This is a genomic window from Cellvibrio sp. PSBB023, from assembly GCF_002007605.1.
GTDB lineage: Bacteria > Pseudomonadota > Gammaproteobacteria > Pseudomonadales > Cellvibrionaceae > Cellvibrio.
In genome coordinates, this window is the sequence record NZ_CP019799.1 from 598,633 (window position 1) to 623,703 (window position 25,071).

The 25,071-nt window shown below is 50.6% G+C and carries 18 protein-coding genes and 1 pseudogene; 11 read left to right on the plus strand and 8 right to left on the minus strand.

The genetic code is table 11. From position 1 onward, the window contains the following. Nucleotides 1-76: 76 nt before the first annotated feature. Complete coding sequence (locus B0D95_RS02730; protein ID WP_078042462.1) at nt 77-3,157, plus strand: efflux RND transporter permease subunit; 3,081 nt, start codon at nt 77-79, stop codon at nt 3,155-3,157. Nucleotides 3,158-3,276: 119 nt separating this feature from the next. Next, nucleotides 3,277-4,125 (plus strand): annotated as a pseudogene (gene apbC, locus B0D95_RS02735) (iron-sulfur cluster carrier protein ApbC); the annotation flags it as partial. An 87-nt stretch (nt 4,126-4,212) separates the two neighbouring features. Here apbC and B0D95_RS02740 read toward each other — a convergent pair. Beyond that, entirely contained in the window at nt 4,213-5,658 is a 1,446-nt protein-coding gene (locus tag B0D95_RS02740) for a glycosyl hydrolase (RefSeq protein ID WP_168172386.1), read from the minus strand. A 17-nt stretch (nt 5,659-5,675) separates the two neighbouring features. Between B0D95_RS02740 and B0D95_RS20510 the strand changes: the two genes are divergently transcribed. From B0D95_RS20510 to lysS, 3 genes are all read left to right on the plus strand, one after another. Further along, nucleotides 5,676-5,846 carry a hypothetical protein gene (locus B0D95_RS20510; RefSeq protein WP_168172387.1) on the plus strand — a complete coding sequence of 57 codons (171 nt, stop codon included), beginning with the start codon at nt 5,676-5,678 and terminating at the stop codon, nt 5,844-5,846. A gap of 126 nt (nt 5,847-5,972) precedes the next feature. After that, nucleotides 5,973-7,068 (plus strand): peptide chain release factor 2 gene (gene prfB, locus B0D95_RS02745; RefSeq protein ID WP_149867854.1). Its coding sequence is split into 2 segments (ribosomal slippage): nt 5,973-6,044 and nt 6,046-7,068, totalling 1,095 coding nucleotides; the frame shifts between segments, so codons are not numbered across the junction. A 50-nt stretch (nt 7,069-7,118) separates the two neighbouring features. Next, complete coding sequence (lysS, locus tag B0D95_RS02750; protein ID WP_078042465.1) at nt 7,119-8,621, plus strand: lysine--tRNA ligase; 1,503 nt, start codon at nt 7,119-7,121, stop codon at nt 8,619-8,621. A 68-nt stretch (nt 8,622-8,689) separates the two neighbouring features. Here the strand turns inward: lysS and B0D95_RS02755 are convergent, their stop codons facing one another. The 5 genes from B0D95_RS02755 to arsC all read right to left on the minus strand — a co-directional run bounded on the left by B0D95_RS02755 (nt 8,690) and on the right by arsC (nt 12,787). Beyond that, nucleotides 8,690-9,235, minus strand: a complete 546-nt coding sequence (locus B0D95_RS02755; protein WP_078042466.1) for a lipocalin family protein — start codon at nt 9,233-9,235, stop codon at nt 8,690-8,692. A gap of 38 nt (nt 9,236-9,273) precedes the next feature. Further along, nucleotides 9,274-11,250: a signal peptide peptidase SppA gene (sppA, locus tag B0D95_RS02760; RefSeq protein WP_246841708.1), complete on the minus strand. Its 1,977-nt coding sequence runs from the start codon at nt 11,248-11,250 to the stop codon at nt 9,274-9,276. A gap of 54 nt (nt 11,251-11,304) precedes the next feature. Beyond that, nucleotides 11,305-11,757, minus strand: coding sequence for a DUF2069 domain-containing protein (locus tag B0D95_RS02765; protein ID WP_078042467.1), 453 nt, complete (start codon nt 11,755-11,757; stop codon nt 11,305-11,307). 3 nt (nt 11,758-11,760) lie between these two features. After that, nucleotides 11,761-12,357, minus strand: coding sequence for an NAD(P)H:quinone oxidoreductase (gene wrbA, locus B0D95_RS02770; RefSeq protein WP_078042468.1), 597 nt, complete (start codon nt 12,355-12,357; stop codon nt 11,761-11,763). Nucleotides 12,358-12,424: 67 nt separating this feature from the next. Next, entirely contained in the window at nt 12,425-12,787 is a 363-nt protein-coding gene (arsC, locus tag B0D95_RS02775) for an arsenate reductase (glutaredoxin) (RefSeq protein ID WP_078042469.1), read from the minus strand. 100 nt (nt 12,788-12,887) lie between these two features. Between arsC and B0D95_RS02780 the strand changes: the two genes are divergently transcribed. From B0D95_RS02780 to B0D95_RS02805, 6 genes are all read left to right on the plus strand, one after another. Beyond that, entirely contained in the window at nt 12,888-14,165 is a 1,278-nt protein-coding gene (locus B0D95_RS02780) for a YihY family inner membrane protein (protein WP_078042470.1), read from the plus strand. 129 nt (nt 14,166-14,294) lie between these two features. Then, the gene (locus tag B0D95_RS02785; protein ID WP_078042471.1) at nt 14,295-14,660 is read left to right on the plus strand and encodes a response regulator; all 366 of its coding nucleotides are present in this window, start codon (nt 14,295-14,297) and stop codon (nt 14,658-14,660) included. A gap of 133 nt (nt 14,661-14,793) precedes the next feature. Next, entirely contained in the window at nt 14,794-16,068 is a 1,275-nt protein-coding gene (locus B0D95_RS02790) for a valine--pyruvate transaminase (RefSeq protein ID WP_078042472.1), read from the plus strand. Between the two features lie 147 nt (nt 16,069-16,215). Next, nucleotides 16,216-16,461, plus strand: a complete 246-nt coding sequence (locus tag B0D95_RS02795; protein WP_078042473.1) for a TIGR02647 family protein — start codon at nt 16,216-16,218, stop codon at nt 16,459-16,461. A 116-nt stretch (nt 16,462-16,577) separates the two neighbouring features. Continuing rightward, nucleotides 16,578-17,609 carry a DUF4380 domain-containing protein gene (locus B0D95_RS02800; protein WP_078042474.1) on the plus strand — a complete coding sequence of 344 codons (1,032 nt, stop codon included), beginning with the start codon at nt 16,578-16,580 and terminating at the stop codon, nt 17,607-17,609. A gap of 231 nt (nt 17,610-17,840) precedes the next feature. After that, complete coding sequence (locus B0D95_RS02805; protein ID WP_078042475.1) at nt 17,841-19,916, plus strand: glycosyl hydrolase; 2,076 nt, start codon at nt 17,841-17,843, stop codon at nt 19,914-19,916. A 143-nt stretch (nt 19,917-20,059) separates the two neighbouring features. Here B0D95_RS02805 and B0D95_RS02810 read toward each other — a convergent pair whose 3' ends face one another. Further along, entirely contained in the window at nt 20,060-22,642 is a 2,583-nt protein-coding gene (locus tag B0D95_RS02810) for a glycoside hydrolase family 9 protein (protein WP_078042476.1), read from the minus strand. Between the two features lie 232 nt (nt 22,643-22,874). Continuing rightward, nucleotides 22,875-24,992: a glycoside hydrolase family 6 protein gene (locus tag B0D95_RS02815; protein WP_078042477.1), complete on the minus strand. Its 2,118-nt coding sequence runs from the start codon at nt 24,990-24,992 to the stop codon at nt 22,875-22,877. Between the last annotated feature and the right edge of the window lie 79 nt (nt 24,993-25,071).

Consider the following 25,071-nt stretch of genomic DNA (forward strand, 5'->3'; position numbering starts at 1 on the left):
GATTGTTATTTGTGCTGTTGGACAGCCATAACCATACGATTTACTCCATAAGCCACAAAGCCAACGAGCCTAACTTATGAAATTTACTGATGTATTTATTAAGCGTCCGGTTCTCGCGATTGTCGTGAGCCTGCTTATTTTAATTTTGGGGATTCAGGCCGGGTCTAATTTGACTGTGCGCCAATATCCCCGCAGCGATATCTCCGTCATTATCATCAATACTGTTTATGTGGGGGCTAACGCCGAGTTGGTGCGCGGTTTTATTACTACGCCAATTGAGCGTGCGATTGCCTCGGCAGGTGGGATTGATTACATCGAATCGCAAAGTGCAATGGGATCTTCCACTGTTACTGCGCATTTACGTTTGAATTATGATCCGCTCAAAGCCATGACAGAAATTTCTGCCAAGGTGAATCAGGTGCGCGGTGATTTACCGCCAGAAGCGGAAGTCCCTGCTATTCGTATTGAATCGGCGGACTCACAATTTGCGGCGGCTTATATCAGCTTCAGCTCGGATATTCTTGAGCAAAACCAAATCACTGACTTTTTAACACGCTCCATTCAACCGCGTCTTACAGCTATTGCTGGTGTACAAAAAGCGGACGTATTGGGTGGTAGAACCTTTGCGATGCGCATTTGGCTGAAGCCCGAGCGTATGGCGGCGTTAAATGTGACGCCGGTTCAGGTTCGTGCGGCGCTTGCTGCCAATAACGTGCAAGCTGCTGTTGGTCAGACACGCGGTTCCTATACGCAAGTAAACCTGCGCGCCGATACAGATCTGAAAAGTGTTGATGAATTTAGGCAGATGATTATTCGCAATTCTGCGGATGGCATTATTCGCTTGAGCGATATTGCCGATGTGGCACTCGGTGCAGAAAACTATGACACAGTCGTAAACTTTTCTGGCGATACCGCCGTGTTTATGGGGGTGTGGGTTGCGCCCAATGCAAATGCGTTGGATGTAATGAAAGCGGTTAATAAAGAAATGGAGGCGATTAAGTCTGAATTGCCAACGGGCATGAGTGGCACAGTCGCTTATGATTCTACTGAATACATTGATACGGCTATTAATGAGGTCATTAAAACGCTCACCGAAACACTGGTGATTATTGTGATAGTGATTTTCCTGTTTTTGGGTTTCAGTCGCTCCGTCATTATTCCGGTGTTGGCCATTCCGTTATCTTTGGTGGGTGCTTTATTCATCATGCAAGTGTGCGGCTTCTCGCTGAACTTGCTGACCTTGCTTTCCATTGTGCTGTGTGTGGGCTTGGTGGTCGATGATGCCATCGTGATGGTGGAAAATATCGAGCGTCACATCCAGGAGGGAATGAAACCCTTTCCGGCCGCGATTACTGCTGCGCGTGAATTGGCAGGGCCGATTTTGGCGATGACAGTAACTCTGGCATCGGTTTACATTCCTATCGGTTTGCAAGGTGGTTTGATTGGTTCATTATTCCGCGAGTTCGCCATTACCCTGGCGGGTGCAGTGACTATTTCTGCGATTGTGGCCATTACCTTATCGCCCATGCTGGGTTCGCGTATGCTCAAGCCTCATACAGGTTTAAATGCGCCGCTTGAAAAACCCTTCGAACGTTTCCGTGGCTGGTATGAGAAAAAACTTAAGGCGAGTTTGGAAAATCGTGTAGGCGTTTACATTTTCTGGATTGGCATTACCGCGCTGTGTGTTCCGCTGTACAGCATGTCGGCAAAAGAGCTGGCGCCTGCGGAAGACCAGGGTGTTATTTTCGGTATCGTGGATGCACAAGCCAACTCGACCGTTGACCAATCATCGCACTATGGTAAGCAAGTCAACGAAGCGTTTATGAGCATTCCAGAGACAGACTTTACCTTCCAACTGACCATGCCGACGGGTGGTTTTGCGGGAATGGTGACCAAGCCATGGAATGAGCGTGATCGTGATGTATTTCAAATCATGCCTGACGTGCAGAAAAAACTGGCGGAAATTTCCGGCGTGAGAATTTTGCCAATTACACCGCCTGCATTACCGGGTGGTGGGCAATTCCCGGTTGAGTTTGTACTGGCATCAACAGCGGATATTAAAGAGATCTACGATTACGCTTTGAAAGTGCAAGAGATTATGCAGAAGTCGGGCAAGTTTTATTTCCAGACACTGGATGTAAAAGTGGATCAACCGGATTACAAACTGAATATCGATCGAGAAAAGGTGGCTGATTTAGGTCTGGATTTGCAAACCGTCACTAACGATGTTGGCACTCTGTTAGGTGGTGGTTATGTCAATCGATTTAATATGGCAGGCCAGAGTTACAAAGTGATCCCGCAGGTTAAGCGCTCCGGGCGTTTGAATCCGGATGATCTGGCGAACCTTTACGTCACCGGGCCGGATGGTAACCTGATTCGTTTGGATCAAGTTGCCACCATTACCCACAGCACTGAGCCGCGTACTATTAACCGTATGCAGCAGTTGAATGCGGTAAAAATCAGCGGTGTTCCCGGCGTGCCGCTGGGTGAAGCCTTGGACTATTTGGAAACGGAAGTGCGTCAAATCCTGCCCAAAAGTTACACCATTGATTACACCGGTGAGTCTCGTCAGTTAAAGCGTGAAGGCAATACCTTCCTGCCAGCATTTTTGATGGCCATTCTGATGATCTTCTTGGTGCTGTCTGCACAATACAACAGCTTCCGCGATCCATTGGTTATTTTGGCGGGTTCAGTGCCCTTGGCAATGTTTGGTGCACTCTTGTTTACCTTCTGGAAAATACCTATGCCAATCCCGTTCTTCACCGACGGTTTTACCACTACGCTGAATATTTATTCGCAGGTAGGTTTGGTGACGCTGATGGGTTTGATCGCACGTAACGGTATTTTGGTTGTGGAGTTTGCGAACAAGTTGCAAGAGCAGGGCATGGCGAAGCTGGAAGCGGTGCGCGAGGCGTCCTCGTTGCGTTTGCGTCCGGTGATGATGACCAGTGTTGCTACTATTGCCGGTCACACCCCTTTGATTTTTGCCTCAGGCGCCGGTGCGGAAGCGCGTAATGCCATTGGTATTGTATTGGTGTTGGGTATGGCGATAGGTACATTCTTTACACTGTTTGTACTGCCTTCGGTATACATGTTACTGGCGAAAGACCACCAACACGACCGCGATGCTCTGGAAGAGTTAGCTGAAGCCCATTAATTGGCGATAGCTACTTTTTAAGGAATAGTGTTACGCAAAAGAGGGTGCCAAACGGCGCCCTTTTTTGTTAGGGTGTGCCGCTTTTGTTAAGCCGCTGGCCAGTGTTTTTATTCTCTTGAGGTATCTCCATGGCGACTCATAATCAAGCTATTCCCGGTGTGAAAAATATTATCGCCGTTGCCTCTGGCAAAGGTGGCGTGGGCAAGTCGACCACGGCAGTCAATCTGGCATTAGCACTTGCCGCCGATGGTGCGCGGGTCGGTATTCTCGATGCGGATATTTACGGTCCCAGCCAGCCGCACATGCTGGGTGTGGGGCAGCAGCGCCCCAAGATTATTGGTGAACAGGGGCAACAGAAAATGGTGCCCATTGAAGCCTACGGCATTCAGTCCATTTCCATGGGGTATTTGGTCACCGAAGAGACTCCGATGCTGTGGCGCGGCCCTATGGCGACGGGTGCTTTGCAGCAATTACTGATGCAAACCGCGTGGGATAATCTGGATTATTTGGTGATTGATATGCCGCCCGGTACGGGCGATATTCAAATCACCCTTGCGCAAAAAGTCCCGGTAACCGGTGCAGTAGTAGTGACTACACCACAGGATATTGCGCTGCTGGATGCCAAAAAAGGCATAGAAATGTTTCGTAAGGTGAATGTGCCGGTGCTAGGTGTGGTGGAAAATATGGCTATTCATATCTGCTCTTCATGCGGGCATGAAGAACATATTTTTGGCGAGGGCGGTGGAGAACGCATTGCGCGTAATTATCAGACCCAATTGCTGGGGTCACTGCCACTGGATTTATCCATTTGCGCCCAGACTGATGCGGGTAAGCCGACAGTTGCAGCAGATCCGGATTCTGCGATTAGTCAGCGTTATCGCGCTATTGCACGCAACCTGGTAAATGCAGTTACACAACTGCGCGAAACCAGTTCAGACCTGCCGGAAATAGAATTCGGCGATGATTAGTCTCGTGTTGCGATAACAAAAAGTAGTAACCAAAAAATGCCCGACTGAATCGGGCATTTTTTTTGGAGCAGTTTGTGCGCTCAGGTATTACTTGGGCAGATCAAAGTCAGGCAGTTCATCCAGTGTGATGACATTGGTGTGATTGTAAACCTTGGTCTTATGGGCGCTGGTGTTGTAATAGTCGCCGCTCCAGAAATTGTCGGCATGAGTACCAGATGCCTCTGTTGTCTGGTCAAAATTGCTGTCATTCCAGGTCATAAACCATAACCACCAGGCATTGTCCGCAGCGATTTTATCCGGGTCAGGGATATAGCTATTCTCACTTAGCGCTACCATCTTGTTTTCGGCCGGGTATTTGCGCGCTTGATCATAAATAGCAATTTGCGATTTGTAGGCCTTGTTATCGGTGTTGTCGTAAATATCGTGGCTGACAATATCGACATAATCATCGCCCGGGTACCATGCCGCATTTTGGCCATTCCATACCCAGAGCAAGTTGTGAATACCGTGATGGTTTACCAAGCGGTCATACATATGGCGCCACAACAGAATCTGGGCAAATGCTTGTGGTACACCATCAGTGCGAGTGCGCCCCCACCAGAACCAGCCATCACCTTTATAACCTGAGGCTTCGTGCAATGGGCGCCAGAGTATGGGCACGTTGGCATCGGCAAGCTTTTTCAGTTCTTCCGCGATCAAATCAATACCAGCGTTGAGTTGGTTGTAGGCAGGGCTGTTGGTATCCAGCGCTCCGTTTGCAACAGGGATAATAAAGTCGGTATTTTTGCTCGCATCGGATTCGCGCACATAAAAATTAGCGCTATTCACATTGCTGGTATTGAGCAGTGCCGGATCGCGCCAGTGCCAGGCAAAGGTTACCAGGCCACCGTTATTGGCGTGGGCAATCGCTTCTCCTGTTTGATTCAAACCCTGCACCCAACTTTCAGTCATGCCGTAGTTCATAAAGTCATAACCCATCAACGCCGGGTATTTACCGGTGTCGTTGAATACGCGCTGCGCCATGTCTATATCGTCTTTCCAGGTTACATCCTGTTGGCCTGCCAATGTTTTTTGGCCCCAAATACTTTTCAGGTAGCTATAAATGGTTTTGGTCTTGGTGGAGACAGCGGCATCAACCGGTGTATCGCGGGTATCCAGACTGGGGAACTGGGTGCGATTGGCAGGGCAAAAGCTCTGGGCAACACAGTAGCTTCCTGCTTCAAAGCCCCAATTATTGTTATCGGTTACACAAATATTCCATTGTTTTCCATCCACCGTGCAGGTAGCGATTGTCGCTGCACTGGAGGAGCTGGTGGTTTGTGTAGACGATGAGGAAGGCTGAATCGATGAGCTGCTGGATGCTGGTGTAGAACTGGGTGCAACAGAGCTGACAGCGGTGGAGCTAGATATGGCGCTGGTTCTGGACGAAGAGGGCGCTGAATCGCCTCCTCCGCTACCGCCGCCGCACGCGGTTAACACTAATCCGATGCTTACCAATGCAAGCGATAATGGGAGTTTGGTTAGAAGGTTCATTAGGTCTCCGGATTCTTATGATTATTGAGGGCATAGTGGTAACTGGTGTCAGTTTTGTAACCGGTTACTTTTTTCAGTATAACCATCCGCAGGTATTACCGATAGCGATTGGCACAGGAACCATCAAAAATTTACTGTCAGGTGGTGGTGCAGATGGATGTGTCTTTACCGGTGGTGTATGGGTGTAAATCTTTTTACCAATCCTGGGCTGCATATAGGGCTGGAATTTGGCCTGTGATGGCATCTCATGTAGAATGCGCGCCTCGCTTTTTCCGCCTGTTCAGGCCTAAACCCGGATCAAATTGCGCACTATCATGGAAATTAATCCCTTATTAAATGCCCTTAAAGACCTCAGCGAGCGTACCAATGTGCTCAGGGGGTATCTTTGACTACGACCTCAAGAAAGAACGCTTAGCGGAAGTTGAGCTGGATTTAGGGGAACCCAGTGTGTGGGATAACCCCGAGCGTGCCCAGGCCTTAGGGCGCGAACGTTCCGCGTTGGAGATGGTAGTTAAAACCATTGATGACCTTGATGTGGGTGTGCGCGATTCTCGTGAACTGCTGGACATGGCGGTGGAAGAGGATGATGAGTCCATGGTCGCTGAGGTGCAGTCAGAGCTGGATCGCCTTGATAAGCAGTTGGCCGAATTGGAATTTCGCCGCATGTTTTCGGGTGAAACTGATCCCAATAATGCGTATCTGGATATTCAATCCGGTTCCGGTGGAACCGAGGCGCAGGATTGGGCTGAAATCGTGCTGCGTATGTATTTGCGCTGGGGTGAAGCCAAAGGTTTTAAAGTGACACTGGAAGAAGTGTCTGCTGGCGATGTGGCCGGTATTAAAAGTGCAACTATTTATTTTGAAGGCGAGTATGCATTCGGCTGGCTGCGTACCGAAACCGGCGTACACCGCCTGGTGCGTAAATCGCCATTCGACTCAGGCAATCGTCGCCACACCTCATTCTGTTCGGTGTTTGTGTCGCCGGAGATCGATGACAATATTGAAATTGAAATTAATCCAGCGGATTTGCGGATCGATACCTATCGCGCCAGTGGTGCCGGTGGTCAGCACATTAACAAAACCGATTCTGCGGTGCGTATTACTCACGTGCCGACCGGTATTGTCGTGCAGTGCCAGAACGAGCGCTCACAACACGCGAACCGCGACAAAGCCTACAAAATGCTGCGTGCAAAAATGTACGAGCAGGAAATGCAAAAACGCAATGCTGAAAAGCAGGCACTGGAAGACAATAAGTCAGACATAGGTTGGGGTAGCCAAATTCGTTCCTATGTATTGGACGACTCGCGCATTAAAGACCTGCGCACCGGTGCCCAGACCTCCAATACCCAAGCGGTATTGGATGGCGACTTGGATCAATTTATTGTGGAAAGTTTAAAGGCAGGCCTGTAATTTTTTTGCGGGACCACTCCTGGAATTTTAATTCAACATCAGTGAAGACTATGAGCAACGAAACCCAATCAGCGCAAACCGATGCGCATGCACATGATGAGAACAAACTGATCGCCGAACGTCGCCACAAACTGGCTGCTATTCGCGAGAAAGGCAATGCATTCCCCAATGATTTTCGTCGCGGCGATAAGAGCATTGATTTGCAGGCGCAGTTTGGTGAAAAAACCAAAGAAGAATTGGAAGCACTGAATCATGTGGTAAGCGTTGCGGGTCGCATTATGGCCAAGCGCGGCCCATTTATGGTGTTGCAAGATGGCGATGGCTCCATTCAATTGTATGCCGACAAAGCGGCGCAAGAAGTCATTAAAGAACAGTGGGGCCTGTGGGACATTGGCGATATCGTCGGTGTAAAAGGCGCACTGCACAAATCGGGTAAAGGCGATTTGTACGTGAATTTGGAAGAGTATCAACTGCTCACCAAATCCCTGCGTCCACTGCCGGATAAATATCACGGTCTGAGTGATCAGGAAATTCGCTATCGCCAGCGCTATGTGGATTTGATTGTAAACCCGGAAGTGCGTGACACTTTCCGCTTGCGTTCGCAGTGCATCAGTTTTATCCGTAATTACATGAGCGGTTGCGGTTTTATGGAAGTGGAAACGCCCATGTTGCATGTGATTCCTGGCGGTGCATCGGCCAAGCCGTTTATTACCCATCACAATGCCTTGGATATGGATATGTTCCTGCGCATCGCGCCGGAGCTGTATTTGAAGCGTTTGGTGGTGGGCGGTTTTGAGCGCGTATTTGAAATTAACCGCAACTTCCGCAACGAAGGCGTTTCCACTCGCCACAATCCTGAATTCACTATGATGGAATTCTATCAAGCCTATGCAGATTACAAAGATCTGATGGACTTGACCGAAGACCTGCTGCGTAAACTTTGTATTGAAGTGACCGGCGGCACTATCCTGAAATACCAAACCAGTGAATACGATTTCGGTAAACCTTTTGCGCGTATGTCGGTATTTGATTCGGTACTGCACTACAACCCGCAAATTACTCGCGAGCAATTGAGCACTATTGAAGGTGCAACCAAAGCGGCGAAAGACTTGGGTATTGCCATTAAAGAGTCCTATGGCTTGGGCAAAATCCATATCGAAATTTTTGAAGAAACTGTCGAACATAAATTGGATCAGCCAACCTTTATTACTGAATACCCAATTGAAGTATCGCCATTGGCGCGTCGCAATGATGAAAACCCGGCGGTGACTGACCGTTTTGAGTTCTTTATCGGCGGGCGTGAATTGGCAAACGGTTTCTCCGAATTGAACGATGCGGAAGATCAGGCTGAGCGCTTCATGCAGCAAGTGCGTGAAAAAGATGCCGGTGACGATGAAGCCATGCATTATGACGCGGACTTCGTGCGCGCGTTGGAGTACGGCTTGCCACCAACAGCGGGTGAGGGTATTGGTATTGATCGTTTAATTATGCTGTTTGCCAATGCGCCATCCATTCGCGATGTATTGTTGTTCCCGCATATGCGACCAGAATAATTAATTCGAGTGCAAAAAAATAGCGCCCATTGTGGCGCTATTTTTTTGTCCGGATTTTATCCCAGGTGTCAGGGCATATTTTCTGGTGGAGCTGTGGCGGTGTTATGGTCCACAAAAATCAATTGCTCGGTAGCGAAACCCAAAGATTTTGCTTTGGCAATTAAATCAGCTTGCAGATTTTTATCGAAATACGGCGTGCGTGCCAGCAGCCAGAAATAACTTTTGTCCGGCCCGCTTACCAGCGAATATTGATAGTCCTGCATGTCTAACTCAAACACCACATAAGAACCATAAAAAGGGCCAAAGAAAGAAACCTTCAAATAGCCTTGGTCTTTTTTATCAACAAAATAGGCTTTCCCTTCTGCGGATTGCCATGCTTTTTTTTCTGCAGAATAACCTTTATTCAACACGTGAATACCGCCGTCTTCACGCAGGCTGTAGGTAGCGCTAATGTGGCTTAATCCTCGCTCAAAGGAGTGATCAAGGCGGGCGATTTCATACCACTGCCCCAAATAGCGATTTGCATCAAAATTATCGACTGGCTTGATGTTCTCAGGCATACCTGTACAGGCCGATAGCAGCCCCACTAGCAATAACACGGCATAGATTTTCATAGCACTTTACCTTGTAAGGCATCCGTTAAGTCGAGGTGTCAGGGGATAACACAATCCAGGCATTGCACATAAATACCTTGTGGATCATTCATGTTTTTCAAATCTTGCAGTGGTTTTAACACTGGGCTCAGGTCATTCAAAATACTGAGCGATGCAAAATGATTAACCAGCGATTTGGGTAGCAGTGCACCGGCTTGCCCTTGTGCAAGGGAGCGCAAAAACTCTTCTTTTGGCGAGAGTGGGCGCTGTACCACTTCTACTTTGTAGCTATCCAATTGCGCGTCTTGTGCGATTGCGTGGATAACGTCTTTCAGTGTTCCCAGCTCATCCACCAAGCCGATTTCTTTGGCTTTGTTGCCAGTCCACACATGGCCTTGTGCGATTTCATTAATCGCGGTTTTCTCTTGCTTGCGGGCATCGGCAACCAGGGCGATAAAACGCTCATAAATGTGATCAACACTGTGCTGTACAACCTTGCCAGCTTTATCAGAGAGCGGACGATCCAGGCGCATGGTGCCTGCCAGCTCAGTGGTGCCTACGCCGTCGGTATAGACGCCGATTTTTTCCAGGGATTTTTCCAGTGTTGGGAATGCGCCGAATACACCAATAGAGCCGGTGATGGTAGTTGGCTGCGCCCAAATTTTATCGGCGGCGGTAGCAATCCAATAACCACCAGACGCGGCAACAGTTCCCATGGAAACATAAATGGGAATATTTTTATCGCGCAGGGCGATTATTTCGCTGCGAATAATTTCCGAGGCAAAGGCGCTGCCACCACCGGAATCGATACGAATTACCAGGGCCTTAATATCCTTGTCATCCTGTACCTGACGCAATAATTCAAGCATGCTCTCGCTGCCAATGCTGCCATCGGGTTGGTGGCCGTCCAGAATTGAGCCAGCGGCAACAATGACGCCCACTTTGTTCGATTCGGTGTTGGCTTTTTTACGTACATCCGCAAGGTAGCTGTTGATGCCAACACCGTTGTAATTATCGCCGTCTTTATTTTTTCCCGCTGCTTCTGTTAACAGGGCAATGAGTTCGCGGCGCGAGGCAACCTTATCTACTAACGCTTTTTCCAGTGCCAGTGCGGCGCTGTCACCTTTGGTCAGTGCCATATGGGCATCAAGGTTATTGACATAATCATTGATGCTGCCTGGTGGCAAACGACGCAAGCGTTCTATATTGCCGGTGTAATTGACCCAGAGTTCATTGATCCATTGCGAATTGTGCTCGCGGGATTCGTCCGACATATCATCGCGCAGGTAGGGTTCCAAATAGTCTTTGTATTTGCCTGAGCGAAATGCGTGAATAGTGACACCGAGTTTGTCCAATGCACTTTTGTAATAGTTCATGTAGCGGCCATAGCCAGTGATTTCGACTAGACCCATTTCATGCAGGTAAATTTCATCGGCAAAGCTGGCAAGATAATATTGATCCTGTGAGTAGTTATCGCTTACGGCGATAATTTTTTTACCGGCTGCTTTAAATTGTTCCAGTGCCTGACCAATCTCATTGAGTTTGCTGATCCCGCCGCCGAGCAAGCGACCGGGTTCCAGCACTAACATGGTTACACGTTTGTCTTTTTCAGCGTTGTTGATCGCTGCCACAATATCGCTTACCAGTGTTTCATTTTCTTGTGGATTTTCATCGGATAAGAGCAGGCTGGCGGGATCAATATAGCTGCGTTGGTCAACCAAAATACCGGTGGGCGCCACGCGTAACGCAAAAGTTTCCGGCAATGGCGGTGTGGCCTTGCCACTGATGGCGGCAATAATCAATAATAAAATAAGCAGAAAAATAATATTGGCGAGTGTGTTGCGCAGCGTGGTTACAGCGGCGCCCATACCGCCAAAAATACGACGCAGGCGGCCGGATGGTTTTGGCCGTGGCGTGTAGCCACTATTACCAGTGGCTTGCTGATGGTATTGGTTATTCGGCTGCTGTGGCGCCTGTGCAGCTGGTTGTGGCGCAGCTTGTGGTGCCGAAGGCGGTTCATAATAATTCACAGACACAATAATATTCCTTGAGAAAAAATAAAACGTAGCGACGAAAAGGCGAGTGAGTAATTATTGCTTGGTCGATAAGTAGTAATTCCAGTATTGCAGCCAGCGGCTGGTCATCATGGCGGCTACAAACAGTAGCGTCACCAGAAGAGTTAACACCCAATAGGTCAGTGACCAGTAACTCATCAATAGCGGCACCAGGAATAAAAAGTACATGAGCAATACGAAACACAACCAGCTATAAGTGCGGTGGTGTGGTTTGCGCAAGCCGGGAATAAAAATCGCGAGAGGTACAATTGCAACCAGCAAATGCATAAGGTTCAGGTCATTACTGAGCAGAAAATTAAGCGTGAGCATCAAGAGCAGTGCTATGTAACTCAGATTGCAGACGCGTTGCCCTACGCGTAGTTTTTTTTCTAACACAAGCGCATCAGCATCGGTAATGACAATTACTTTTTTGGGTTTTTCATCGGCCATTGTGTCTGTCGGTGAATCCTTGTGTGAATCCTGAGTCATAATTTAACCTTTTAATTTATGCGCAAGTGTGGCGATGCGTTTGCCCAGCGCTTGGCACAGGGCAATTTCATCGCTGCTGAGTTTGGTGGGCGCATCGCCGCTGGCCAAGTGCGATGCACCATAGGGAGTGCCGCCAGTGCGCGTGGTGGAGAGGCTCGCCTCGCTGTAGGGAATTCCGGCGATAATCATACCTTGATGCAACAGCGGTAACATCATGGTCAATAACGTGGATTCCTGCCCGCCATGCAGTGTGGAGGTGGAAGTAAATACTGCGGCTGGCTTATCGATAAGGTCGCCGTTCAACCATTGGGTGCTGGTGCCATCCAGAAAATATTTCATGGGCGCGGCCATATTGCCGAAACGGGTAGGGCTGCCGAGGATTAATCCCGCACAGTGTTTTAAGTCGTCCTCGGTGCAATAAACCGCACCTGAGTCAGGTATGGCTGGTGCGCTGGCTTCTGTGACGGGCGATACGGCCGGTACAGTGCGTAAGCGCGCTTCCATACCGCTTACTTGCTCAATGCCGCGTGCGATCTGTTTTGCCATTTCCAGTGTGGCGCCATGGCGGCTGTAATAAAGTACCAATACATAGGGAGACATAAGCAGGCTCTTGATGGGGAGGATAGGGTCGTGCCAATAACCTTATAAACCGTTGTATAAATAAACGTCAGGCCAACAACTGTAAAACGTTTTCCGGTGGTCGGCCGATCACGGCCTTGCCGTCTTTTATGGCAATCGGGCGCTCAATTAATTTGGGACGGGCAACCATGGCGTTAATCAAAGCGCTGTCGCTGAGTGTGGTGTCTGCCAGCCCCAGTGTTTTGTAGTCATCCTCGCCTTTGCGCAATAACTCGCGTGGGCTGATGCCCAATGCGGTCAATAGCGATTTCAGGGTTTTGGCATCCGGCGGTGTTTCCAGATACAGAATGATCTCTGGCTCTATGCCTTGTTCACGCAACAGGTTCAGGGCATCGCGCGATTTTGAGCAGCGCGGGTTGTGGTAGAGTGCCATCATCGTTTTATGTTTCATGAAACAAGAGTCCCGGTACAATTTCAGATAATTTTTACTAAGAACAGCCGTGCGGCGATTATAGCGGCTGTCGTCAGACTTGTTTTAAGGATTTAACCCTATGCCTTTGTTGCTCCCCTTATTGCATTCCCTGCGCAGCCTTATTATTACCGCCTACCACTGGCTAATCGGTTTTTTTGGTTTGATGGTGCATCAGTACCGCGCTAAAGCCTGTCAAAAAAGTGCAGCCTCCCTGACTTATGTAACCCTCTTTGCCACAGTGCCCATGTTGACGGTTACCTTCTCCATGTTTTCCCTGATCCCCGCCTTTCAAAACCTGGGCGATCAATTGCAGTCACTGCTGTTCCAGCACTTTTTGCCCAACAGCGAGCAGGATTTGGGCAAGTACCTGAATTCCTTCTCCCAGCAGGCGCGCCAGCTCACCGCCTTTGGTTTTGCGTTTTTGCTGGTATCGGCCTATTTGATGCTCAAAAACATCGAGCAGAATTTTAATGCGATCTGGGGGGTATCCAAGGGGCGTCGCGGTGTTGCCAATTTTTTACTCTATTGGGCGATATTGAGCCTCGGCCCCTTGTTGCTGGGTGTGGCACTGGCGATGAGTACCTATTTGGCCTCCTTCCGCTTACTGGTAGGCACTTACGATAGTTTGGGGGTTGTGGAGTGGGTGTTGCAGTTTGCACCCTGGGTGCTGACCTGGGCAGCCTTTACCCTGCTGTTTGTGGCGGTGCCGAATTGTAAGGTCTCTGTGCGCCACGCCATGATCGGCGGTTTTTTTACCACCTTGGGCTTCCAAGGCCTGAAAGCTGCCTTTGGCTGGATTGTCAGCCACTCTTCATTTTCCTTGGTTTACGGTGCGTTTGCGGCACTGCCCTTGTTCCTTTTGTGGGTGAACCTGATTTGGACGGTCGTGCTCAGTGGTGCGATTTTTGTCCACACCATCAATGCCCATCAGATAGGCTTGCGCGACCGTAACTATCCGGATTTGGTAGCGGCGCTGCTGGTGCTGTGGAGTTGTTATCACGCCTCTGCTGGCGGTGCGACTGTACCTGAGCGACAACTGCTACAGCAGGGATTGGCAGCAGACCAGTGGCAGCGCATTCGCGACGCATTAGTGCGTCACCATGTCATTACCGCCAACTACCAGGGCGATTACCTGCTGAGCCAAAACCTCCACCTGCTCAGCTTGCAGCAATTGGCAGATATCCTGGCATTGCCCCGGCAGCTACCGGCAGAGCAAGAGTGCCTGCGCCAGTTGCCTTGGGGGCCAACCGGATTACAGTTATTGGCCGAGGCCGAATCGCAGACCAGCGCGCTATTTGCCATCAAGATTGGCGCCTTGTTTGACAATGTCGAACCAGCTCAAGTACCTGCCGAGTAAGCGCACGCTTAGGTCTTGGCGGGTGCCGGTGCAGTTGTCGTATCGCAAAATTCGGTAAAAAAATGACTGACGCCTGAATCACTGGCTATACTCAGCCCAATCCATTCAAATAGCAGACACACCAATTCCATGGCTACACCTCTACTGATTTGTGATGATTCGATGATGGCGCGCAAGCAGGTTGCGCGCTCCCTTCCCGCCGATTGGGAAGTGGATATTACATTTGCCACCAATGGGGCTGAGGGTTTACAGGCCATTCGCGAAGGCAAGGGCGAGATGGTTTTTCTGGACCTGACCATGCCGGAACTGGATGGTTACCAGGTATTGGAAGCCATTAAAGCTGAAGGCCTGAATGCGATGGTGATAGTGATTTCCGGCGATATCCAGCCCAACGCGCAAGCGCGTGTGACCCAGTTGGGGGCTATGGACTTCATCCAAAAACCGGTCAACCCGGAAAAACTGGCAGAGACCCTGCGTAAATTTGGTTTGATTTGAGTGCCCGGTTGCACCGCAGGTTGCGGTGATGTTTTGTTATCACACCCGTTAGATTGCCCGCCTGATCGCGGTGACAATCAACGGGTGTTTGTTTTTTTGAGCCCATTTATCTGTGCGAGTAAGGCAGTGGTTTATGAGTGATGCAGTATTAAATCTGTCGTGTTTCGGGCAAAAGCTTTGCACTGATGCCGGTATTGTCACCCTGATGGATGATTTGGGGGAGGCGTTACGGGTAAACCCTGACATGATTTTTATGGGCGGTGGCAACCCGGCGCGCATTCCTGCCATGGAGCAAGCCTTTGAGCAGGCCTTGCGCAGCACACTGGATAATGCACGTGATGCCCATGAGTTACTCGGGCTTTATCAGCCGCCGCAGGGCGATGCACAATTGCTGGATGCCATTGCCGAATTGCTTTCACATGAATATGGCTGGCCCATTTCCCGCGACAACATCGCCTTATCCAACGGCAGCCAGTCGGCATTTTTTGTATTGTTTAATTTATTTGCGGGCGATTATCCCGGCGGTATTAAAAAGAAAATTCAGCTGCCACTCACACCGGAATATTTGGGTTACAGCGATTTGGGGATTAGCGGTGATTTTTTTACCGCCACTCGCCCCAGCATTGAAATGTTGCCTGATGGTTTTTTTAAATATCACGTGGATTTCAGCCAGTTGAGGATTACGGATGAAACCGGGGCACTGTGTGTGTCGCGCCCCACCAATCCCACGGGCAATGTGATTAGCGATGACGAGCTGGCAAAATTGGATGCGCTGGCACGTGAGCACAAAGTGCCATTTATTGTGGACGGTGCATACGGTACGCCTTTTCCCAATATTTTATTTGTGGATGCGCAACCCCATTGGAATCGCAATACGATTTTGGTATTGAGTTTATCCAAACTCGGCTTACCTGGTGCACGCACAGGAATTGTTATTGCTGATCCTGCAATTATTCAGGCGTTTGCCAAAGCCAATACCATTTTAAGTCTGGCCACCGGCAATTTCGGCCCGGCTGTCGCGCGCCATTTATTGCAGGACGGAAATATTTTGCGCTTGAGCCGTGATCTGGTTGCTCCTTTTTATCGAGAGCGGATGGAGATGGCTGTGGCAACCTTTAAATCCTCGCTGGGGGATTTACCCTGTTTTATCCACAAACCGGAAGGTGCGATTTTCTTATGGCTTTGGTTCAAGGATTTGCCTATCACCAGTGAGGCTCTGTACCAGCGGTTGAAAGCGCGGGGTGTGCTGGTGGTCTCCGGGCATCACTTTTTCCCGGGTTTGACGGATGATTGGCAGCATCGCCATGAATGTATTCGTGTGACTTATTGTCAGGACCCAGAGACGGTTGCGCGCGGCGCAGCAATTATTGCCGATGAAGTGCGTGAGGTTTATCGCACAGCAGTATGACCGTTTGATTTTTACAGAAAACGGTTGTGATCTGCGGTGGCTATGCTATTTATAAAGAATTGCCCGCAGGATTGAATGGTTATTTGCACAAACGCTGCACCTGTATTTTAACAATAAAAAACATTAACTATCACGGTGGAATCTGCTATGCCAATGTCCCAGGAATTAATTGCTGAGTTGAAAGTATTGCGTTTATTTGATGCAACCACGAGCCAGACCGGACTCAAAGTGCATTCGGATGCAGATCCGGAATTGATCGCGGCGACCCGGCGCTTGCATGAAAAACAGTTAATTACCTTATCGGATGGTGGCTATTTAACACCATTGGGTTATGAGTCCTCTGTGCATTTGCAAAACTTGTTACAGATCCTGACTTCAAAACCCTTGTTGTAATTTTTTGTTAATTAATAGATGGCTTGTTGATAGATTGCTCGCTGCAATATACCCGATGGTGTGTGCAGCAAATTTCTGTTTTTTTACTTCACCTTTTATCGTCAGTGAGTGACTTTATGGCCAGCATTGCGCCGCGTTATTTCTCCGGAACCTTGTGCATATTATTGTGGTTCGCGCCCATTGCCGCGCAGGCGGAAGTTGAACGCATCCAATTAACAACAGAAGCACTGACGGTTGATGTTACTCCCGCAATTGGTGGTCGCGTATTGTCGCTGGCGCTAAAAGGACAGCCCAATTTTTTGTGGGTGAGCGATGAAGTGAATAAGCAGCCCTCGCCGCAGGTGACACCCGAGGCAGGCAATATTGGCTACATGGGGCATGAAGTGTGGGTGGGGCCCCAGAGTCAGTGGTGGCAGCACCAGAAATTAAATAGCGAGCGCCGCGCGGCAAAGGCCGTGTGGCCACCAGATCCATTTCTGGTACTGTCTGGCTACACATTACTGACGCAGGATGCGCAGCAAATACACATGCAAAGCCCTGCCAGCCCTATCTCCGGAGTGATGCTGCAAAAGCATATTGCGGCGGTGGACAATAATCCCAATCAAATTCAGTTCAAGGTGAATGCACAAAATATCCGCGATACCAGTGTGGCGTGGGATATCTGGTTTAATACCCGTGTTCCGCACACAACGGCTGTTTATGTTCCTGTGGCGCAGGAAAGTGATGTGCGCATTGCACAATTTACTGATGACACCTTCGGGCCTATCGCCGGTGAACTACAGGATGGGTTGTGGTCTTTGGATAACAGCAATTCACCCAGCCATAAAGGGCGTAAGGGAAAAGTGTTTGTCCAGCCTTCGCAGGGGTGGCTAGCGGCTTTCCGTGACCAGCAGCTATTGATCATTCAATTCCCGCTACAGTCAAAAGCGGCAATCCACCCCGAGCAGGGGCAGGTTGAGCTGTATCAGGAATTTACCAACGCCAATATTTACCCTGGGCTGTTGGAGTTAGAAGTGCATGCGCCCTATAAAACACTTGCACCCAAGGCAAGCATGCAGGCCAGTGAAACCTGGTGGCTAATGCCGTATCACGGTGAACAAACGGCGGTAGCCCAACGCGCTTTTTTGCGCAGCCTCTCCGGCTTGTGAACCAGCTCCCACTAATCACTTAATGTCACTTCATTCATTGGATGTGTCAATGTAACCCGTTTCATTTAGGGTTTCTCTCTTTACTATGGCTTTTCTGCAGGCTATTGCTGTCGCGTCATTACTCTTTCCTCGATAGTTGTTGTTAGTCCACGGCAGGCTTGTCTCGGCCCTGGATACTGCTGCATTGCATTTCCTTGCGTCGAATAATAACTAACAAAAGGAGAACTTCTGATGAAACTTTCCCATCTCAAACGCTGTGGCTTTGCCGTCCTTCTGGGGATTGGTGTGGCCGCAGCGCCTTGGGCCTCAGCCCAAACGGCGAACTGTAAATATGTCGTGAGCAATGCCTGGGGTAGTGGCGCAACAGCCAGTATCGAGATCACCAACACGGGCACCTCTACCTTGAGCGGCTGGACGGTGGGTTGGTCATATGTGAATAACCGCATTACCAGCAGTTGGAATGCCACATTGTCGGGAACTAACCCCTACACGGCATCTAACGTAGCATGGAATGGGACGATTCAGCCGGGGCAAACCGTTTCCTTTGGTGTGCAGGTAAATACCAACGGCGCAGTAGAGACACCGGTTATTACCGGTGCGATTTGTAGGGGTAGCAGTTCGTCCCCATCATCCAGCCTGGCGCCTTCAAGCGCTTCTCGCTCCAGTGTAGTGTCCAGTAGTTCCTCTTCCGTTGTGCCAGCGTCATCCTCATCGAGCCGGGTGGCATCGTCGGCGTCTTCCACTTGTACGGCTAGCGCATCCCAATGTAATTGGTATGGCACTTTGTATCCGTCTTGTGTCACCACAACCAGTGGCTGGGGATACGAAAACGGCAAGAGCTGCATTGCCAATAGCACCTGTGTGGCACAGCCATCGCCTTTTGGCCTTGTGGCCGGCTGCGGTGTGTCATCCAGTGCCGTCACCAGTACATCGTCTTCGGTCTTGTCATCCAGTCGGTCATCCAGCTCTAGCAGTGCCTTATCAAGCAGCCTGCGCTCCAGTGTATCCAGCAGCAGTTCCAGTAGCGCCCCAAGCGGTGTTATTCCCAATGCCACTGCCAGTGGCTGGCCTTATTGCCGCTCTGCGGATTCCGATCCGGATGGCGATGGTTGGGGCTGGGAAAACAGCTATTCCTGTATCGTCTATGGCTCAGCCGCTGACTCGGGGGTAGGGAATTTCTCTTACTGCATGATTGGTGCCTCCAAATTGAATCTGTGTGCCACGGATAACGGTAGTTGGGGTTTCCAGGCGGGACAGGTGTGTTTGTCTACCAGTATGTGTCCAGGTAAGGGCAGTGGAATCCAGGCACCGGCTCGCACAGCACCGGTTAATGCCAATGCAAATGCAACGACCAGGTCAGTATTTAGTTACCTGCAATCTATCTGGGGCAATTACATGCTCTCCGGCCAGCAAGATTTAACCTGGCAGGACAATATCGACCAGTACCAGCGGGTGATTAACGACACCGGCCGTGCTCCGGCAATCATGGGGTACGACTTCATGAACTACGGCTTGTGGGCCGGAAACCCCGGTCTGGCACAGACAGAAGAGGCGATAACGCACTGGAATCGCGGTGGCTTGGTGACCTTTGCCTGGCACTGGCGCGATCCTAATGCCAGCAATAACACTATTGGTGAGTTCTACACGGCGGATACCGCTTTCAGCATCCCGCTTGCCAACGGCCAGTTGAACACCGCCAGTGCCAGCTTTGCCAATATGGAAGCGGATATCGCACTGATCGCCGCCGAATTACAAAAATTGGAAGATGCTGGCGTCACTGTATTGTGGCGCCCACTGCACGAGGCTTCGGGTGGCTGGTTCTGGTGGGGTCGCAGTGATCGCACCGATGGTATTCCAGCCGCTTATGCGCAAGTTGTGTTGTGGCGTCATCTGTACGATCGCCTGACCAATTACTATGGTTTGAATAACCTGATTTGGGTGTGGAATGGCCAGAGTGCGGCCTGGTATCCGGGTGATGCTTATGTGGATATCGTCAGTCACGATATTTATGACGGCAATCGTAATTACGAGTCGCAAGCATCGGTTTACAACATGGCGAAAGCCTATCCACAGGAGCGCAAAATGGTCGCGTTGAGCGAAAACAGCAATATTCCCGACCCTGACCTGATGGCGCAAGACAACGCCTGGTGGTTGTATTTTGTGGTGTGGAATGACACGGATACGGCGGAAGGTGTAACCAGCTCCAGTAACTTCTGGACTGGCGAGTACTACAACACCCAAGCACACAAGGTGCATGTATATAACCACGAGCGGGTGATAACGCTGGATGAGTTACCGGATTTTTAACAGAACGGAGCGGAAGTGATAAAAAATTAAGGCGACCTTTTGGTCGCCTTAATTTTTTGAGCTGTTGGACTGCCGGATTTCGGCTTTATCCTGGTAAATACCCAGGTAAAGCCGGTGATATCGCAGCAGTATTCACTACCGCATCAATTACAAACCGCACCGCTGACGACTGGAATTTGTGCCGCCGCGTTGCTGCCTTTATTGCCTTGGAAGCCTATCTCCACCGATTGACCGGCTGGAATGGTGCCATTCCAGTTCAGGTTGCTGGCGGTGTAAGGATTATTGCCGCTCAGGCTTGCATTCCAGCTGTTGGTGATCCTGGTGCCATCACTATAGCTCCAATTCACTGTCCAGCCATTGATTGCGCTGCTACCTGTGTTGGTAATCCGCACTGTGGCGGTAAACCCATTGTTCCACTCGTTGCTTACCAGATACTGGCATTTACCGCCTGTCCCGACACTGGCAACGGAGCTGGATGAACTAGCTGGAATTGAGGAGCTGGCCGGTGTTGAGGAGCGCACAGAGCTGGAGGAAGACGATAGCGGCCTGCTGCTGGCGACACTGCTTGTTGCTGTGCTGCTACCACCGCCGCCGACTATGCCAAAAGGTGCTGGCTGGCCGCTGCAGGTACTGGCGGAGATACAGCTTCTGTTGTTTTCATAACCCCAGCCCGAGGTGGTGGTGACACACAAGGGGTAGAGGGTGCCATACCAGTTGCATTGCTGTGCCCCAAGGCTGGAGGCAACCGATGACGAGCGGCTGCTGCTGATGCTGGACGAGCTTGACGTCACTGCCACGCTGGATGAGCTACTGCTCACACTGGAAGAACTTGTCGCTTGGGACGAACTGCTGACCGCAATGCTGGATGAGCTGTTGCTGCCATTGTTGCCCTGTGCATAGTCGTTATAAAACGCCAGGTTCCACGCCAGTGGCGCGTTCCAGTTAATCGTAATTTCATTAACGGCATAAGCATTAATGTTATCCGCCCAGCAAGTGGCAGGTCTGGACTGGCACCCCCCCAGCAATGAAACCGACGTACTGTCCTCAAGCCCGGCGTTAGGGCCTCCGGAAAGTGCACCGGGTGGCGGAGCAGGGTAGTTCGCGCTAATGGCATTAGACCAGAAGCGATGGTGTGGCTGGGTGACCGCTTTGGTGCCTGAGCCGGTAACAAAGGACGTGGACAGGGTATTTTGACCAAAGAAATAGTTCAGTCCTTTGCCTACACCCTTCGCGTAGTTGTCATTGCCGGTGAAATCATAGGCAAGCCCCATCAGGATCAGTTTATTCGCTACCGCACCATTAGAACCCCAATAGTATTCGAGGGTTGATAGGGGCGCGGGATAGCCGGATGCATTTTGGGTGACGAGATTGGCGTCGGCGATGGTGATAATTTTCTGGCGTGCACTGGCGCGCAAACTACTGGTGTGTGAAGTGGGAACCATCGCCAGTGAGATTAACCCTGCCAGTTCAGTATCAGCCCAACCCAGATCGTTACGAGTGATAACAAAGTTGTTTATGGTGCTCAGGTATTTGCTATTGCCGGTGGTGATGTACAGCTCGGCAGCGGCCCAATAAAACTCATCGCTGACATTGGCATCGCCATAACCGCCGCCACCGTTGTCATAGTTACCGCTGTAAATATCATTGGGGTTGGCTTGGGCGGCATCCCAAGCGCGAGTTGCAGCACTAAGACAGGTTGCGGCAAAACCGGAATCGATGTCTTGCCAAATCCGCGCACACTGGGCAGCAGTGGCTGCTAAATTCAGGGTCGCGGCAGTCGAGGGCGGAACCAGCGCGCGCTGCTGTGGATCTTCATGGGGTGCCAGCGGAAATCCGGTCCAGCCTACATCATGCATTTTGTGGTGCACCATGCCTGCTTTGGCTTGGCCAACGGGCACTTGCATTGCCAGCAAAAACTCCATTTGCCAGCGCGCTTCATCCAGCACATCAGCAATGCCGTTGGCACTTTCCGGGATATTCAGCTTGCCATCGCCCACCAAACTGCCATTGCTGCTCAGGTGAGTGTCGCGCTCGTACAGGTTTAACAGTGTCCAGACAGAAATACCGCCATTGACCACGTATTTACCGTGATCACCCGCGTCGTACCAGCCTTTGCTTACATTCAACGAGTAATTACAGGTGCCGCTCCAGCAGGGCACATTGATATCGCCTTTATTGGCGCCGATATTCAAATGGCCCGCCGGGCGTGACCACTTGCTTTGACTGGCAAAAGAGCCGTTGCCACCACCGGTATATTGGGTCTCAATCGCGATGCCGCTGCGGTTGTGGTAGAAGTATTTCAGTGAATCATAAAGTGCGCCTTTGAGGGCGGTATTGGATATCGCAAAGTTATAACTGGTGTCGCCGCCAACACTCAGGGTAAAGCCGGTGCCTGTTGCATTTACTGCCGACAGGTCGATGTTGTGCAGGTTGTCGCCGCTCGCCGCGTCAGTACCGCGAGGCTGTGTTTGGCCGCTGGCGATCACTGTGCCATTTTGTCTGAGCTGCCAGGTTTGTGCGCTGGTCTGGTTGGTTTTGTAGGTCGCCGTTTTGGCGCCTGTCGGCAGATACCCCAATTGGTTTACCCGCGGATTGCCTACTTCGGCCTGGGCATTGAGTGCCGCTAGTGTTAATAATCCGGTTCCAATCAACTGATAGAGTGGTGTGCGTTTAACCGATAGGGCGCGCGCGAATTCTTGCTCATTATTTTTGAAGGATTTTTTCATCGGAAATATCTCGCGTGAAATTGAAAAGGAAGGCGCTGTCATGTGCATCAAAAAAAACCGGCCTGCGAAACAGGCCGGTAAACAATTGCATTGATTAAAGGGGTTTTATACCGGGCGGGAGTGATGGCCTTGTCCCGAAACCCACCACCTCCGGTATAAAAGATACCGGCTCATCCCTAAGCCAAGTCGCAACTCCTGTTTTGACTTGAGTCCACCGGAAATCCGGTTGTACTTATTCCAATGGTGGGTAAGCGTTATCCACCAATTGCTTGAACCCTGCCGAGAACCAGCGACCAGCAACCGGCGCATTGGGCATAGCGCCTGTGTTGGTGCCAGATGCATTGGTAAAGGTTGGATCACAGTTGCGATCAAAGCCTTTGGCAGGATCTTGTGGGTCGTAAGAGAGCTCCAGTGAGGCTGCACCATCTGATTCACCTGGCGGTTTCACCCATACATAAGCATCGATACCTGCAACCGGCGCTACTTGTGGTCGTTCACCCACGCCACCGCGTTGGTTACACCAGTTGCCGCGATGGGCACGACGGTCAATGCGCGACTGGTCAACAAAGGTATCCAGCACTGTGCTGGTTGATTGTGCGGTTGGACGGTTAGCGCCACCCCAGCCGTTGCGAGAGGTATCTACCAGCATGCCGATGTTGGATGGGAAACCAGCAGAGATCATGGCATTGCGCCAGGCTGTCACGAAGGAAACTTCACTAAAATGCGGGTTCCATTCGTAGAACTTGGCTTGACGGGTTTGGGTGCCGCCGCCGCTGCCTGGGAAGGCGCTATTAGCCAATGAGTCCAGGAAGGGTTCGTACAGTGGAGTGTAACCAGAGGTGTTGGATACAAAGCCAGCTACAGAATTCACTCCGCCAGTTGCTCCTTTGATCGCATCGCCAATCAGGGTAACGGCCTTACCAAAATTGTCAGTCCAGCCCAACCAGCCTGAGTGGCCGATATCAACATAAGAGTAAACGTTGGTAATCGGATAGAACTTGCTCAGGGTATAGCGGGTATTGGGCACATAACCGTGGGTCGCATCGGCAGCTTGTTGACACGCCGGTGTGCTTAGGTTGGTGACCAGATTAGGCAGTGAGTCAGGTTCGATGATCGCAATAATGCGCAGTGAGCGGTATTTAGGATCAGCGAAAATGGAGGCCAACACATCAACATATTCGGTGCGATAGCGGGTAGTACCTTCAACGCCTTGCGTCAATTCACCATTAGACGCCAACGCGTGGCAATCACGGTTAGGCAGGTCATAGACTACTACTTGGATTACATTGGCGTTTTGATCCAATGCTGCATCCAAGTGGTCGCGCAGACCCCAGCTACCATCGGTTGGTGCAATAGCGCCAATGCGATCCATCCACACTGCGGTATTGTAATTAGCTACTTTAGAACCACCGGTTTCGGCCATAGCTTTGGCAGACCAGATAGGATCTATGTACCACTGAGCGCCAACGAAGGGGTTATCCATGCGTGGGCCAGCGCTTGTCACACTGGAACTGCTGCTGGACAAGGAGCTACTGGAGCGCGAGCTGATAGACACTACACTGCTCGATGAAACGCTTGCCACACTGGACGAAGAGGGCGAGGTAGCAATCGAACTGGATGAAAGAATAGACGAGCTGGACGAGCGTACAGACGATGACGAGCTAGTCGCTGCTGAACTGGTCGTTGCCGAGCTGGATGTAACACCACAACCCGCCACTACACCAAATGGAGAAGGCTGTGCCGCACAAGTCGCGGTAGAAATACAGCTCTTGCCATTTTCATAACCCCAACCGCTGACCGTGGTGGTACAGGTTGGATACAGGGTGCCATACCAGTTGCACTGCGATACCGCTGCACACTGGGATGCCTGGCTGCTGGAGGAAATGGATACCACACTCGATGAGCTGGAGCGCGGTGTGCTGCTTGGCGCTGAACTGGATGAGGTGGTCGGTACCGAGCTGCTGCTGGTTACACTGGAGCAGACGCTGCCGGTGATGGTCGGGATCTCGGCAGTGCTGCCGTTTTTGTTACCCTGCACGCCGAAGGTTACAGATTGTCCCGGTTGAATCGTGCTGTTCCAATTCAGGGCGCTGGCCGAGTAAGGGTTGTTACCTGTGAGAGTGGCATTCCAGGAGTTGGTAATGCGGTTGTTGGCATAACTCCATCCCACAGTCCAGCCATTGATAGCAGTTGTGCCATTGTTAGTGATGCTCACTGTGCCTTGAAAGCCAGTGTTCCATTCATTGTTGAGCGTGTAAGAGCAGACTGCCGCGTGCGCTTGGCTGGCGGCAGCCAGACTCAAACTTAGCAACGAGGCTACCCCGAGCGTTTTGCGTAGTGACATTTTCATTATGCTTATCCTTGAACGTGATGTTGAAAGGCGCAGTGCGCCTTTTTTTAACTCACCTCTCATTTCGGTGTTGGTTTCC